The sequence below is a fragment of the Tepidisphaeraceae bacterium genome, assembly GCA_035998445.1.
In the GTDB taxonomy this organism is placed as follows: Bacteria; Planctomycetota; Phycisphaerae; order Tepidisphaerales; family Tepidisphaeraceae; genus DASYHQ01.
Genome location: DASYHQ010000017.1, coordinates 84186 through 98920, shown reverse-complemented (window position 1 = coordinate 98920; position 14735 = coordinate 84186). Strand labels below are relative to the sequence as shown.

Sequence of the window (14735 nt, the reverse complement as noted above, 5' to 3'; positions counted from 1 at the left end):
CGCGTTCATCCGGAAACACGGGCGGGCCGCCCGTGGTACGAAAGCTACTCCCAGCTCAACCCACGGTCCTTCGGAATCACCCGCCGCAGCGTGTAGAGGTCGGCGAACTTCTCCAGATCGTCGCGATGGGATGGCAGGTCGCGCCAGCCGTCCCACACGGCGCTGATGAGCCGGCCGGTGATGCCATTACTGGTGGGCGACGCGAGCCAGGCGATCAGCTCGGCGGCCTTTTCGGGTGGGGCGCCACCGGTCTGTTGTTGCTGGATCGCCTTGGCGTGTTCGAGCGGCAGTTGGGCGGCGAGGGTTTCCTGCAGCATGCGCGTGTTCATCGCGCCGGGCGCAACAGCGTTGATGTCGACGTTAAACTCGCGGTACTCGGTCGCCAGCGTTTCGGTGAGCCGCGCCATGGCGCACTTGCTGCCGGCGTACGCCGTCACGTGCGGCCGCGGCGCGGTGGCGCCACCACCGGACAGGTTGATGATCTTGCCGGCCTTGCGCTGGCGCATCGCGGGCAGCACGAGCTGGCAGAGGCGCATCGGGGCAAACAGGTTGGCGTCGAACACGGCCCGCCATTGGGTGAAGTCCAACTCGTCGAACAGGCCCATGGGGCCCTGGATGGCGGCGTTGTTTACCAGCACGTTGATCGGGCCGAGGTCGCGGGTGATGGTCGTGATGAGGTTGGGAAGCGAATCAAGGTTCGCCAGGTCCGCAGCGAAGGGTTTGACGTTGCCGCCGGCGTAGGTGACGGTTTCATCTAGCGCGGCCGCGTCGCGCGCGACCGCGGCGACGGTGAAGCCGGCGGTGGCGAGGTGTTTCGTGATCTCGCGGCCGAGGCCGCGCGAGGCGCCGGTGACGAGGGCGATTTGTTTTGCGTAGTCGGCAGGCACGTTGGGATCCTATTCAGTGTGTCGCAGATCAGAAAAGCCGGGGGAGACATAGACAAAAATGTCTGTGCCACAGAAGACCGAATACGGGGGGAGAGCGGGGGGAGAGACAGGCAGGAATGCCTGTCCTACAGAAGAAAGATCAACCCGCATCACGCCGTGTCTCCCATTGTGCCTTCGCGCCTTCGTGGCTCCCTAGCTGCGTGCTTCGAACACCCACGGGTTGGCCGCGAGGTATTCGACGGTCCGCACAACGCCTTGCTCGATCGACAGCTTTGGCTGCCAGCCGAGCGAGCGGACCTTTTTCGTGTCCAGGAAGATGAACGGGTTGTCCCCGATCCACCCGCGGTCGCCGCCGGTGTACTGGCGTTCGGGTTGCACGTCCATCGTGCGGCAGATCCAGCCGAGCGAATCGTTTACCTGGCAGTATTGGTCGGTGCCCAGGTTGTAGATGTTCACCGCCTCGGTCGAGCGTTCGATGACGGTGAAGATCGCGTCGATGCAGTCCTGCACGTAGAGGTAGCTCTTGCGCTGCAGGCCGTTGCCCAGCACGCGGATGTGGCCGGGGTGTTGCGCCAGCTGATCGTAAAAGTCGAACACGTGACCGTGCGTGTAGCGTTCGCCGAGTATGGAGACGAAGCGGAAGATGAACGCGCGGAAGTTAAACCCGCTGCAGTAGGCGGCGATCAAACCTTCACCGGCCAGCTTGCTGGCGCCGTACAGGCTCGTCTGGATGGGAAACGGCGCATCCTCCGGCGTCGGGATGACCGGGCTTTCACCGTAGATGCTGCCGGTGGACGAGAACGCGATCTGGCTGATCTTCGCGTGCCGCATCGATTCCAGCACGTTGTAGGTCGCGATCGTGTTCTGCTCGAGGTCCTTGCGCGGGTGGTCGGTGCCGAAGCGCACGTCGGCGTTGGCGGCCAGGTGGAAGACGAAGTCGTGGCCGGCCATGGCAGCGGCGAGTCGGGCGTCGTCGAGGATGTCGCCTTCGACGAGCTTGAAGCGGTCGCCACCGGTCTTGTGGGCGTCGTCCAGGAAACGAAGCTGCCCGGTGACGAGGTTGTCGTACGCGGTGACGCTGTGCCCGCCCGCCAGCAGGCGATCGACCAGGTTGCTACCGATAAACCCGGCGCCGCCGGTGACGAAATAACGCATAACAATCCTTCTTCACGATCGGGCAGTCAGCTCAATCTCTTCTTCGTTGCATCGAACGGCGCGCCAGCGGCGGTTCTGGTCAGGCAACACCATCGTTCAGGCCCATCACGCGGCGACAGTCGGCCAGCAGTTGCATGCTGGCCAGGCCTTGCTGCGCATCGCACGGTTGGGCCAGACGGCTGGGGTCGGGGAACAGCATGGCGTCCAGTTCGTCGGCGAACACGTCCTCGCCGGTGGTCTCGATGACGGTCTGTTCCGAATCGGCCTGCGTGCCGCCACCCAGCCAGCCCCAGCGCTTGCCGCGCACGTACTTCTGCGGGCCGAAGCTGCGGTTCTTACCGGTGATGATCGCGTAGCCCTCGGTGCCGTGCAGCTCGATGCGCATCGCGCTGCGCCAGCGGACGATCGACACCTGCAGGTTGATCGTCACGCCCTCGCCGCCGTCCAGCAGCAGGTTGCATTCTTCTTCAATGCCGGTGTTCCAATACCCGCTCCAGGCCCGGCCACCGATCGCGGTCACGTTTGGCCCGGCGAAGTAGTGGCAGAGGTCCAGCAGGTGAATGCCGGGGTCAATCAGGCAGCCACCGCCCGCTGCGATCGGGTCCAGCTTCCAGCTTTTCTCGGCCCCGGGTTGGTGACCGTGGCCCAGCAGCATGTTGATCGAGATCAGCTTGCCGAACGCGCCCGCCCGCAAATCGCGCAGCGCCGCGGCCAAGCCTTCGAAGAAGCGGTAGTTGAAGCCGACCCAAAGCTGGCCGGGGAACTTTTCGTTCGCCAGGATCGTCTGCGCCTCGCTCAGCCCACGGCCCATCGGCTTTTCGAGCAAGACCTTGCACCCGCGCTCCATCGCGGCGATCGCAATGCCCGGGGCGCTGTCGTGCGGCGTGGCTACGACGATCCAGTCGGGCTTGTCGGCCAGCAGTTGGGCTTCATCCTTGTACAGCGGCACGTCGAAGTCGGCCTTGAACTTGGCGACGTCGCCGAGGTGCGGGTCGAACACCCCACTGACCACGACGTCACGGCCGCGCTTCTGCAGCGTGCGCACGGCCTTGAGCCGCTCGCGACCCAACAGGCCCGCACCGAAGATGGCGATTCTCAATTGCGACATAGTTATAAAATCCAATGACCAAACCCTAATGACCGATGAATGTCCAAATCCCAATGACCAAAGAAGCGATTGCCCCCCATTGGTCATTGGACATTCGTCATTGACTGGTCATTCTGGCTTGGACATTGGTCATTCTTCCTCAAACCTTCCTCGCCACCGCGAAGATATCCGAACCCTTCAACACCTTGTCGTACGTCAGCACCTTGCCCGGGAAGAACCCGTTCAGCAGGTGAGATTGCGTTGTGATCAACAGCGGCGACAGTCCCGCCTCGCCCAGGAGCCGCCCTAGGCTGGCCGGCGAGAAGTAGTTCAAGTGTTCCTTCTTCAGCGAGTGATACGCCGGCCCAAAGACGTCCAGTTCCACCGCGGCGATGCTCGGCGTGCGGATGGCGACCAGGCCGCCGGGCGCCAGCAGCGTCGCGATCGTGCGGAACGTCTCGGCGGGGTCGGGGACGTGCTCGATCACATCCCACAGGCCGGCCAGGTGATACCGCCCGGCGGCGTTCATTTCGGCTAAGTAGGCCTCGGCGCTGCCGGCGTAGGTGTCGAAGCCGAAGAGCTTTCTGCCGACCTCGCAGGCGTAAGCGGACAGCTCGACGCCATCGTGCTGCCAGCCGGCATCGCCGAGCGCCTTGCGGAAGAAGCCGTAGCCACTGCCGATGTCGATCGCGCGCTTGTCGGCCGGTAGCGTGTGACCGGCGTATAAGCAGGCGGCGTCGATCTGCCGGATGAGCCGCGCGGCCTTCTCCAGCCGCCAGCCCTGCTGTTCGAGGTACTTGCCGTAACCCAGGCCGTGTGTCTCACCTTCGAAATAGGATTGGTCGTACTCGACCGTTTCGGTCAACCGTTCGCTGGTGGCCCGAGTGTCGATCAGCCAGCCATGCTGATGCGCAGCGTTGCCCGCGACGGCAAACTCGGGGGCCTCGCGCATCGTGGTGGCGTACCAGAGGTCGGCCTTGGCACCGGTTGGGCCCGGCGTGGGGGGCAGCGCGGGCGTGCGTTCGGGAATCGAAAAGTACTGGTGGGTTGCCTGTCGTAGCACGGCCAAGGCGGCGTCGATCGACAGGCGGTCGAACGGCGTCGCATGCTGCTGCCGCGCGACCGCCGCGACGGTTTCCACCCATTGGCGGCCCTCGGCGTCCGAGAGGCCCAGCAGCCGGCAGACGGCGTTCGTCCAGTGGTCCTGCGAGTCGCGGTAAACCGTGGCGCCGTTGCCATCCTGGCAGGCGATTGAGTCGGGGGAGGATGTCCAGGTCAGGTTTTGCATGTCTTAGTTCGTTCAAATAGACGAAGCCGCGCGTCGGTCGCCGTTTAGCCGCGAGCTTGCTCGCGAGGTGGACCGTTTATCGCGAGCAAGCTCGCGGCTAAACACCACCTCTGCGTTTCTTGATGGAATCCGTCGCGTGCAGCAACAGCGTGAACGAGAAGACGAGGAACGACGCCACCACGGCCAGCAGGCCGGTCACCAAGAGATAGTTCTGCCAGCCCAGTTCCGGTGGCAGCGCCAGGCCGCTGCTGACGTACAGCCAGACCAGCGGCATCGCGCAGGCGACGCCGACGACGAACAACGCCATCGCGACGATCATTGCGCGGTTGTAGTTGAACAGGCGCAACCACCAGTTTGTGACGTGGCCCTGATAGTCGTAGAGCACCTTGGCCACGATGCCCATCAGCACCATCTGCAAACCCAGCAGGCTGATCGTAAGGCCCAGCAGCATCCAGTGCAGGCTCAAACCGATACCGCCGACCGTTAGCGGGCCGAAGCTCAGTGGCAGCGTGAGCAGCAGGCCCAGCGCCAGCAGGATGATGCCCGGCTTGAACAGGAAATAGTCGGCGCCGAAGGTGAACATCGCCTGCAGCGTGATCCACCCGGCGTACCAGGGTGCCAGGAACGTGAAGTACCCGCCGCGCTTCAGGTGGCTGACGCGGCCCTCGCGGTCCTTCAGGAAGTGGATGGGCACTTCCGTGTTGCGGAAGCCCATGTGGACCGACTTGATGATCATCTCCGACGCGTACTGCCAGCTCTGGCTCTGCAAATCCAGTCGTTTGAACGCGTCGAGCGTCAAGCCGCGCATGCCGCAGTGGATGTCGCTGAACGGCGTCTTGTAGATGCGGTTGAGCATCCAGGTGGTCACGGGCGTGCCGAAGTAGCGGTGCATCTTGGGCATGGCGCCCTCGTCGATGCGGCCCTTCATGCGCGTGCCCATCACGAAGTCGTATCCCTCGTTCAACTTCTGGATGAACGGCCCGATCTCGCGGAAGTCGTAGGTCAAATCGCAGTCGCCCACGATCACGTACTTGCCGCGCACGGCGCTCAGGCCGTCGATGTAGGCCCGTCCCAGCCCGCGCTTCGGCACGCTGCAGATGCGCGCACCGCGCGCCTCGGCGATCTCGGGCGAGCGGTCGGAACTGGAGTCGATCAGGACCACCTCACCGGTGACGCCCGCGTCGCGCAGGCCCTGCCAGCACCAGTCGACGAACTCGCCGACGACCAGTTCCTCGTTCATGCAGGGGACGAGGATGGTGACCAGCGGCGCGTCGTTGGCGGCGCCATCGGGGCGCGTTGCCTCAGCAGGGGTCGTTGTTGTGGTGGACTGCGTAGCGGCGGCCGTCATTGGCTGGTCCCCTTGCGGTGCGACATGCACAGCACCTGCTCGCCACCACCGAAGAGGTCGTTGAGGAAGAAGGTGCCGTAGATCATGTTGCTGATGAGCTTCTGACCGGTGCCGTACTTGCCGCCGGCGAACGAGTCGTAGAGCTTGTCGGGCGAGAGCATGCTGATGCTCGACTTGTACATCGAGTGCATCGGGAAGCCCCAGCGGCGCACGTACTGCACGTCGAAGTCGTGCTTGTTCAGTTCCTCGCGCAGTTCGGCGCCACTGAAGTGCTGATGGTGCCCGACCATCTTGTCCATGATGCGGATCTTGCCGCCCGGCACGGTGATCAGCAGGTGCTTGCGGGTCATCTTGACCAAATTGGCCAGCGCCAGCCGCCATTCGGGAATGTGTTCGAGCACCTCGCTGCAGACGACGAGGTCGAACTGCTTGTCGCCGGGCCAGCGCTCGGCGGTGAGGTCCAGCGCCTGGAACTCCATCGCAGGGTGGCTCTGGCGCGCCGCGGCCATCACCTGGTCGGAGATGTCGCAGCCGTAGCCTTTGACGTTGAACCGCTGGGCGATCTCCTCGATCAGGAACGGCTGGGCGCAACCGGCGTCCAGGCAGTCGCTGAACTGAATGCCGCGCAGCGCCTTCATGATCAACCGCCGGCGATGCCGCGGGGCGGGGGAATAGTGGTGCGCGTCGTCCCAGGTGGTGGCGACGTTCTTCTCGTTCACGTTGGCCAGGATTTCTTCAGCTCGCACGATAGAGGTTTCCTTCTTTGGCGTCGGCGATCATCGAGTCGATCGAGTCTTGCAGGGCCTGAACGGCGGTGCGCCCGTTGCGCCAACCGAGCGCGCGCAGCTTGCTCGAATCGAAGCGCACGAGCGGCACGTCGCCCTTCCAGCCGCGGGCGCCACCCCCGAAGTGGTAGGTCGTGCCGGTGATGCCCAGGCGGGCGCAGACTAGGTCGGCGATCTCGCGGACGGTGACGTAATCTTCCGTGGCCACATTGTAATAGCCAAACCCGCTCATGCCCCGCGCCGCGACGAAGCGCAGGGCGCTGACGACGTCGTCCACGTGCACGTACGACTTGCTTTGCTGGCCGTCGCCCAGGATGGCCAGCTGCGTGGGGTCCTCCATCAGCCGGCGGATGAAGTCGTACGACACGCCGTGCGTCTGGTGCGGGCCGACCACGTTGGCGAAGCGGAACGCCAGGGCGGCCATGTCGAACATGTAGCAGTAGGCGTTGATGAGCGCTTCACCGGCCAGCTTGCTGGCGCCGTAGGTGCTGATGGGAAGCAGGGGGGCGTAATCTTCGTAAACCGGCGTGCTGCCCGTGTCGCCGTACACGCCACTGCCACTGGCATAGGTGAGCTTCTTCACGCCGGATTGCCGCATGGCTTCCAGAACGTTTTGGGTGAGGTAGGTGCCTTCCCAGAAGTCGATGTCGGGCTGTTTGACGGCCTTTGCGATGTCGGGGTTGGACGCGAAGTGGTAAACGTGCTCGTGACCGGCCATGGCGGCCGTCAGGGCGGGCAGGTCCTTCACGTCGCCTCGAACAATGGTCACGCGCGGCGAACTGAGGTTCTCACCGAGGTGCCACTCGCGGCCACTGGAGAAGTTGTCGTAAATGGCGACGGCGGCGTCGGGCTCGTCGGCCAGCAGGTGGCGCACGAGGTGACTGCCGATGAACCCGGCACCACCGACAATGAAATACTTGGCCATAAGGGAAGCCCGTCGCAATGATCTACGAGGCGAAAAATACCTGGAACTTTTGCCACAGCTTGGGGTTACGCTCTTCGAACGCGCCGGGTGAGTAACCGGTGAACCCGAACATCAGCGCGACCAACAGCGTCCACGCCGACACGACCCACAGTATCCCGGCCAGTGTATAGTATGTGCGCCCGGCCCGCACGAACGGTCGCGCCGCCTGCCAGATGCCCACGCCAGCCGCCAGCGCGAGCATTGGCAGGCAATCCATCAGGTAACGCATCGTGGTCGCCGTCAGCGTCAGCGCAGGCAGGATGCCGACGACCGCGCCAACGATGAACATCATCGATGTCCACTTCTCGGCGTTCGAGTTGGCCCGCCGCCGCCGCCATTCGAGGGCGGCCAGCAGGAGCGGCACCACCGCGAAGTACAGGATCGGCGAGGTCCACAGCAGCCCGCCGGTCGACTCGAACGCCATGTGCGCCGGGACGTAGTGGGTCAACGGCAACTCCGGCAGCGAGCCGGTGGCGGTGATGAACGGGAACGTGCCGATGATCTTCACCGGGGTCGTCAGGTACGACGTCACGTTCGTCTCGATCAACCGCCACGACGAGTAGCCCAGCTCCGCGAGGCGCCGGGTGTCCGTACCAGCCAACTGATAGATGAAGCCGAACTCCAGCGGGTCCTGGAACCGCGCGTAGTTGTAGGTCAGCCAGAGCCCCAGCGCCAGCAGGAGCGGCAGGCCCAGCGCCAGCGCCGACGGCAGCCATGCCCGCCAGTTGCGGATGCCCACCAGCGACCAGACCCGGCCAGCGATCATGAACGACATCACCGCAATCGCCGGCGACAGGCTTGGCCGCGTCCCCATCGCCATCGCCCAGAAGAGACCTGCCAGCAGCAGCGCCACCCACCGCACGCGCGTGCCCGCACCCAGTAATGCGCAGAACGTCCCGGCGATCAGGAACGCCTGCCCGCCTTGGATCGACGCCTCGTACACCATCGGTCTCGCGATGAAGTACAACTGCGTGGGCAGCAATCCGGCCATCGCGATCACGAAAAACAGCAGCGTTAACGGCGTCTCGGGTATCAGGTGCCTGCGGATCCATAGGAAGATCAGCGCCGTGCTCAAGAGCGTCATGCACGAGAACAGCATCGTGAGGTGCTGGTCATGGACGACCGTCTCCGTGCCCGCGATCAACTTGACGACCGCAACGAGGGCCGCCGGGACCGGGCCCCAGTACAAGTAGTAGCGCCACTCCCCGTCGGCGCCCTTGAACAGGATGGCGTCGTGCAGCTTTCGGCCGGAATTTTGAGCTGGGTCGTACGGGTCGGCCTGCGACGTCAGGTCCGCCGAGGGCCGTTCCGCCAGCGACACCTCACCCTTCACGAAGCCGTCGGCTAAGGCGTTGTAATAGTGCGATCCACCCCACCAGGCGTGCGCACCCCTCTTGGTCGTGCCGTACATGTGCCCGGAGGTAGTGTAGAAGATCTGGACCTGCATGATCACGAGGATCAGCAGCGGCACGCCGAGGCGCAGAATCCAGCGTTCCCATCGACCTTCCGCGGGGGCTGCCAACGGCAAATCGTTGGCTACAGGAGCGTAGGGGGGTGGGTCGATCGACGAGGAGGGGGGCGAAAGTTCCGTCATGAGTTTGGTCTGTTCTCCATCTCGATGCGCTAGCACGCGTGTTCATGTCGATCCGGAGCACCCGCACCCCGCTCGGCAGCACCTCGCGGTACATCTTGAGCGTGTCCTGGTTGATAGTGCTTCACCTGTTCGTCGGAATCCCCGAACAGCTTCGGACCGGCCGGCACTGCGATCATCAAATCCCCGCCCGGCTTCAGCAACGACTACATCACCCGAACGACGGCGACGTCGTTTTTGATGCGCGCTTGATCACGTCGGTCGCGATCACCGCGTCGTACTGCTGCCCGGCGAATCGGCGACGGTATCCGACATGCCGGGCGGCTGCAAATAACGGGAGAAGTGTCATTCTGACGCAATTAAGACGGTTTGCGGACCAGACGATGAATTATGGAGTTGCCGATTTTGTAGTACCGGAGTTGTTCGCTATGCAAGAGATTGCCACCACCTGCTCGTCACCCAAACAACATGAAGCCTGCAAGACCGCCTGTGCCCCGACGGCCAACGGTTGCCTGCGCTGCGAACAGGTCCCAGGCCGAGCCCCCGGCATCGGTGCCGTGCTGCTGGCTGCGCAGGACGCCGATGCGTCGGCGGTGCTGGAAGCGGTGCTTGCCACCGCTAACTTTCGGGCCACCCAACTCGGGGCGCTGCTGGTGGTGACCGGTTCGCTTCGTCAGTTGTCGGAAGTGGCGGTCGTGCTGCGCAAGCAGGTGTCGGCGTACACGCAGTCCTGCATCCGCGCCACCTACGCGCCGCGCGGCGTTCACACCGACCGCGACGCCGTCAACGCCCTGATCTTCGCCGAACCGCTTTCGAAGATGCTGGCCACCTGGGAACACGAGTGGGTGCGCGACGCGCTGGAGGAGGGCTGGCTGTACAGCGTCTTCCATCCGATCGTCGACGCCCGCACGGGCAAGGTCGTTGGGCAGGAAGCCCTGATGCGCGCCCGCGAACCGGTCAGCGGCACGAACTACGGCGCCGGGCAGATCATCGGCGCATGCGAGGCGCTGAACCTGCAACACCAGCTCGACCAGCGGGCCCGCCGCTGCGCGATCTACAACGCCTCGAAGTTCATCGCCCGCGATGAGAAGCTGTTCATCAACTTCATGCCCAACACGATCTACGATCCCGAGATCTGCCTGCGCACCACGATGGAGGCCGCCCGCAAGTTCCGCGTTGACCTCTCTCGCATCGTGTTCGAAGTCGTGGAGACCGAGCAGATCCCCGACATGGATCGCCTGCTGAACATCCTGAACTATTACCGCGAGCGCGGCGTCGCGACGGCGGTGGACGACATGGGGGCGGGCTTCAGCAGCGTGAAGTACATTGAAGAGTTGCACCCCGACTTCGTGAAGCTCGACCGCGACCTGGTCGTGCGGGCCGAAACCGACCCCGCCGCCCGCGCGCGGGTATGCGAACTGGTGACCGCGTCGCACGACGCCGGCGCGCAGGTGATCGCCGAGGGCATCGAGACCGCCAGCCAGATGCAGCTGAGCATCGACTGCGGCGCCGATTTGCTGCAGGGGTTCCTGTTTGCCAAGCCCGCCTGCCCCCCGGCCGAGATCAACTGGCCGGAACACGCGCGCCGCGTGGCGTGACCCCCGCCGCCGCCCCCTGCCGCCTCCCTTCGTCGCGGGATCGCACGATGTCACAATCGCGTCGCAGCGTTTGTCGACCGTATCGCGCGTCAGTTCCAACCGTAGCGTCCCGGGTTTCGCCGCGAGCTTGCTCGCGGTGGCATGTTTGCTTCCATCGCGCGCAAGCCCGCGGCTAAACTTGGGACGCGACAGGTGGCGATGACGCGGCCTTGCCCGCCCGTTGTCCCACGGCGTCGCGCAGCAGCACCACCGGCCCCCGCTCGACCGCGGTCAGATCAGCGGGCGGGCGCGCCTGCACAGCTGGACGGCGAAGCCGAACGGGTCGCGCAGCATGCAGAGCTGGTCGCCGGCGGGCGTGGTGCGGAGGTCGTCGTCGACCGTGCAGCCGGCCGCCAGCAGCGCGTCGCGCGTGGCCCGTGGGTCGGTCACGGCCAGGGCCAGGTGCAGGTGCAGGTGGTGCATCGCGCGGTAGTTGGGCACGCTGGCCGCGGGGTTGCGGTAGATCTCGACGACGCACCGCCCGCCGGCGTCGGCCAGGAAGTGCGTGCGGGCGGGGTCGTTGTCGTTCCGGCGGACGACCCGGAAGCCCAGGTGCCTCACGTACCACTGCGCGACCGCGACGGGATCGTCCACCTGCCACGCGACGTGTTCAACGGAAAGCTGCATGTGGCTGATGCTCGCCGCTGCGGCCATGCATTTCAACCGCAGCGGGGCAAGCGCAGAAGTAGTACGGATCGGGTTCAATACGTACGCGTTGATCTGCCGTACCACGGGCGGCCCGACCGTGTTTGTTACGGCAAGACACGGGCGAGCCGCCCGTGGTACGCGCAGGAATCAAACCCAATCCGTATAACCGGTCTCGCGTGTCGACGTGCGACTGCACCGGCACGCCACGCGGATTGCTGATTGACATTGCTTCGTCCGTTCAATTAGGGTGTGCGGTATCGTGGATCGACCGTCGATCGCGTGTGTCCGGGTGACCACACGCATTTGGCCGATCCGTCCTCTCGAGGGGCTTCGATCGTTATTTTGTTGCGTCCCACCATTCGCTTGTTCGAACGAGGTCAAACACGCCATGCGCGCTCACAAACATCAACATCGTAATAATTCGGCGTCCGCTCGGCTTGCCAAGTGCATCGAGCAACTGGAGGCCCGCACGCTTCTGTCGGCGTCCGACCTCGACACGACGTTCGGGGCCGGTGGGTTCGCCCCGACGCTGGCCAACGCCCAGTTCAACGCGACGGTCGTCCAGACGGATGGCAAGATCATCGCCGTCGGGAACACGACCACCGGCGACCGCGACATGATCGTCGCGCGCTACAACGTCAACGGCACGCTCGACACCACCTTCAGCGGCGACGGCTTGGCGTACGTGGATTTGCGCGACGACGACTACGCGACCGCCGTCGCGCTCACGCCACAGGGCAAGATCGTGGTCGGCGGATTCACGACCTCGACGTTCGACGTCGGCACCGACTTCGCCATCGTTCGACTGAACGCCAACGGCACGCTCGACACATCGTTCAGCGACGACGGCAAGCGCACGTGGCACGTCGGCACGATCAACGATCACGTTGCCGACATCGCGCTGCAGGCCGATGGGAAGGTGCTGCTCGTGGGCAGCGTGACGCCTAGCGTTACCATTAGGCAAACCGACCCTGACTACGGAACCGTCGTGGGCCGGCTGACCGTTTCCGGCGCGACCGATACCACGTTCGCCGGAGGCACCGGGTATTACCGCACGACGGCCGCCGACGGGCTCCCCGGACGCGCGATCGGCATACTGCCGACGGGCAAGATCGTCGTCGGCAGCGGCAGCGGCGGCTCGGGGTTCAACGTCTTTGCGTTGAACAGCAACGGCACCCGCGCCACGGATGTCTTCACGCAAAGCTCCTACCTCTTTGCGGACGGGAAGGGCGGCTCGCTGAATGATCTGGTCGTGCTGCCAAATGGCGACGTGGCGCTCTCGGGCGATGCCACGCGATCCAACGAATCTTTTGACCGTGTGACGAACCTCGGTCTTATGCTGCTCGATCCCACTGGCGACTTGAAGGCCAGCCGGATGGTGGAGACCAGTTACAACACTGGCACGGGGTGGAGGGCTACCGGCGCAGCGATTGCCTATGCTAATGGACGGCTGACGGTCACGGGATCGTCCGGTTACTCGTCGTCGTATGTCTCGCGTTACCTTGCTACGGATCTGTCGCCGGACACGACGTTCGCGCCCGAGAATAGCGGAACACCGTACGGCGCGTCGCTGCGATTCTATTATCATCCGTTCGAGACCGCATATACTTTTGGCATCGCTAACGACCCCTCGGGCCACATCGTCGTCGCAGGTGGCGCGGTTGACTTTCGGAACAACATGTCCTTCCCGGGGACGATCCTGTACCGCCTTGATGGCGACCCGGTTGACGACAGCGGGACACCGGTGACGTTGCAGGCCGAGTCGGCATGGTTGACCGGCGGCACCGTCGCCGCCAGTCAGCATGGGGGTTACAACGGCACCGGCTACGCCGACTTTGCCGGCGGTGGGTCGGGCGCCGCGTTCACCGTCAACCGCAACGCGGGTGGCATGACCCAACTGGCCATCCGCTATGCCAACGGTGGCATGACCAACCGCCCGATGAACATCTCCATCAACGGCCGGAACGTCACGCTTCAGTTCGCGCCGACCGGTGGCTGGAACAACTGGGCAACCGTCACCACCGATTCGTACCTGCTGGCCGGTGGCAACGACATCCGGATCGTCGCCACCACCGGGGACGGTGGCCCCAACGTTGACCAGATGACGGTCACCCCCCTCGTCCCCACGGCCAGAATTGAGGCCGAATCGGCGTCACCCTTCGGTGGGACCATCGTCACAAGTGAACACGCCGGCTACACTGGCAGTGGGTACGCCGACTTTGGCAATCGCGAGTCGGGCGTGAACTTTACCGTAAATGTCCCGACCGATGGGCCGCACGTCCTCGACTTCCGCTACTCCCATGGCGGTGCGGACGACCGAACGACGGACGTCATCGTCAACGGCGTCAACATTGGGGAGTACTTCTTCCCGAACACCCCGTCTTGGTCGGAATGGAGCAACGTCCAGATCGGCGTCAGACTGTCCAGCGGTGTCAACACGATCCGCCTTGTCGTCCGCCGGTTCGATGGACCTAACCTCGATTCGCTCACCGTCCGCAGCGGGTTCCTCCAGATGCCGGCGGCCAACCCACCCGTTGATGCGGCGCTGCAACAGCTTCGGTCCGGCACCACGATCGGCAAGGAACACGCCGGCTTCACCGGCATTGGTTACGCTGACTTCGGGGGAAAGGACTCAATCGCGGAGTTGTTCGTCAGGCGCGACACGCTCGGGCCGGTTGCCCTTGAGTTCCGGTACGCCAACGGTAGCGGCGCCGACCGGCCGGTCGACCTCTACAGCGAAGGCTACCGCGTCAGCACGATCGCGTTCCCATCCACCGGTTCGTGGACCAACTGGCGGACGGTCACCGTGCACCTACCCCAGTGGCCCACCCTCGGCTACGACTCGGTGGTACTGCGGGCGCTCGACGCCGGTGGCCCCAACCTCGACTCGCTCCTGGTTACGGGCGTTACCACCTACCAGGCCGAGAACGCCACCCGCAACGACGTCGCCGTCGATACGAAGCACCCCGGCTACACCGGCGCCGGCTACGCCGATTTCGGTGGCACCGGAGCGTACGTCCAGATGCAGATCGAGGGCGAGTTCGCCGGGCCCACGACCGTACAACTGCGCTACGCCAATGGTGACACGGCCAGCCGGCCGTTGAGCGTGTCGGTGAACAACGTCGTCGCGTACACCAACGTCGCGATGCCCAGCACCGGCTCGTGGAATAACTGGAACGTGGTCACGCTCACGCTGGACCTCAAGGCCGGCAGCAACCTGCTCCGCCTGACCAGCACGACCGACGCGGGTGTCAACTTGGACTCTGTCATCGTCGGATGAACGATCCGGTCGTCCTCAGATCGCGTCGATCCGGGTTAGCCGCGGGCGTGCCAGCGGCTAAACTT

11 protein-coding genes are annotated in these 14735 nt (G+C 64.5%); 2 read left to right on the top strand and 9 right to left on the bottom strand.

The window, feature by feature from the left end; translation table 11 throughout:
• Nucleotides 1-44: 44 nt before the first annotated feature.
• From VGN72_05880 to VGN72_05845, 8 genes are all read right to left on the bottom strand, one after another.
• On the bottom strand, nucleotides 45-887 hold the full coding sequence (locus tag VGN72_05880) for an SDR family oxidoreductase (GenBank protein HEV7298877.1): 843 nt from the start codon (nucleotides 885-887) through the stop codon (nucleotides 45-47).
• Between the two features lie 192 nt (nucleotides 888-1079).
• A complete protein-coding gene (locus tag VGN72_05875; GenBank protein ID HEV7298876.1) occupies nucleotides 1080-2042 on the bottom strand; it encodes an NAD-dependent epimerase/dehydratase family protein in 963 nt (320 codons plus the stop codon).
• 79 nt (nucleotides 2043-2121) lie between these two features.
• Nucleotides 2122-3150 carry a Gfo/Idh/MocA family oxidoreductase gene (locus VGN72_05870; GenBank protein HEV7298875.1) on the bottom strand — a complete coding sequence of 343 codons (1029 nt, stop codon included), beginning with the start codon at nucleotides 3148-3150 and terminating at the stop codon, nucleotides 2122-2124.
• 139 nt (nucleotides 3151-3289) lie between these two features.
• Nucleotides 3290-4417, bottom strand: coding sequence for a class I SAM-dependent methyltransferase (locus tag VGN72_05865; protein HEV7298874.1), 1128 nt, complete (start codon nucleotides 4415-4417; stop codon nucleotides 3290-3292).
• A 97-nt stretch (nucleotides 4418-4514) separates the two neighbouring features.
• A complete protein-coding gene (locus VGN72_05860; protein ID HEV7298873.1) occupies nucleotides 4515-5765 on the bottom strand; it encodes a glycosyltransferase family 2 protein in 1251 nt (416 codons plus the stop codon).
• On the bottom strand, nucleotides 5762-6511 hold the full coding sequence (locus tag VGN72_05855; protein HEV7298872.1) for a class I SAM-dependent methyltransferase: 750 nt from the start codon (nucleotides 6509-6511) through the stop codon (nucleotides 5762-5764). The genes VGN72_05860 and VGN72_05855 overlap by 4 nt, the downstream gene beginning before the upstream one ends.
• Complete coding sequence (locus VGN72_05850) at nucleotides 6501-7475, bottom strand: NAD-dependent epimerase/dehydratase family protein (GenBank protein HEV7298871.1); 975 nt, start codon at nucleotides 7473-7475, stop codon at nucleotides 6501-6503. The genes VGN72_05855 and VGN72_05850 overlap by 11 nt, the downstream gene beginning before the upstream one ends.
• A gap of 22 nt (nucleotides 7476-7497) precedes the next feature.
• Nucleotides 7498-9036, bottom strand: coding sequence for a hypothetical protein (locus VGN72_05845; GenBank protein ID HEV7298870.1), 1539 nt, complete (start codon nucleotides 9034-9036; stop codon nucleotides 7498-7500).
• A 497-nt stretch (nucleotides 9037-9533) separates the two neighbouring features.
• Between VGN72_05845 and VGN72_05840 the strand changes: the two genes are divergently transcribed.
• On the top strand, nucleotides 9534-10703 hold the full coding sequence (locus VGN72_05840; GenBank protein HEV7298869.1) for an EAL domain-containing protein: 1170 nt from the start codon (nucleotides 9534-9536) through the stop codon (nucleotides 10701-10703).
• 270 nt (nucleotides 10704-10973) lie between these two features.
• On the opposite strand, the gene VGN72_05835 is transcribed toward VGN72_05840, so the two are convergent.
• Complete coding sequence (locus VGN72_05835) at nucleotides 10974-11396, bottom strand: VOC family protein (protein ID HEV7298868.1); 423 nt, start codon at nucleotides 11394-11396, stop codon at nucleotides 10974-10976.
• A 382-nt stretch (nucleotides 11397-11778) separates the two neighbouring features.
• Here VGN72_05835 and VGN72_05830 point away from each other — a divergent pair, with 382 nt between their 5' ends.
• Nucleotides 11779-14670 carry a carbohydrate-binding protein gene (locus tag VGN72_05830; protein ID HEV7298867.1) on the top strand — a complete coding sequence of 964 codons (2892 nt, stop codon included), beginning with the start codon at nucleotides 11779-11781 and terminating at the stop codon, nucleotides 14668-14670.
• Nucleotides 14671-14735: the final 65 nt, after the last annotated feature.

Excerpts from the sequence above, each read along its gene's own strand:
- VGN72_05875 (HEV7298876.1), bottom strand. The coding sequence starts at position 2,042 with ATGCGTTATTTCGTCACCGGCGGCGCCGGGTTTATCGGTAGCAACCTG.
- VGN72_05870 (HEV7298875.1), bottom strand. The coding sequence starts at position 3,150 with ATGTCGCAATTGAGAATCGCCATCTTCGGTGCGGGCCTGTTGGGTCGC.
- VGN72_05865 (HEV7298874.1), bottom strand. The coding sequence starts at position 4,417 with ATGCAAAACCTGACCTGGACATCCTCCCCCGACTCAATCGCCTGCCAG.
- VGN72_05860 (HEV7298873.1), bottom strand. The coding sequence starts at position 5,765 with ATGACGGCCGCCGCTACGCAGTCCACCACAACAACGACCCCTGCTGAG.
- VGN72_05850 (HEV7298871.1), bottom strand. The coding sequence starts at position 7,475 with ATGGCCAAGTATTTCATTGTCGGTGGTGCCGGGTTCATCGGCAGTCAC.
- VGN72_05840 (HEV7298869.1), top strand. The coding sequence starts at position 9,534 with ATGCAAGAGATTGCCACCACCTGCTCGTCACCCAAACAACATGAAGCC.
- VGN72_05835 (HEV7298868.1), bottom strand. The coding sequence starts at position 11,396 with ATGGCCGCAGCGGCGAGCATCAGCCACATGCAGCTTTCCGTTGAACAC.
- VGN72_05830 (HEV7298867.1), top strand. The coding sequence starts at position 11,779 with ATGCGCGCTCACAAACATCAACATCGTAATAATTCGGCGTCCGCTCGG.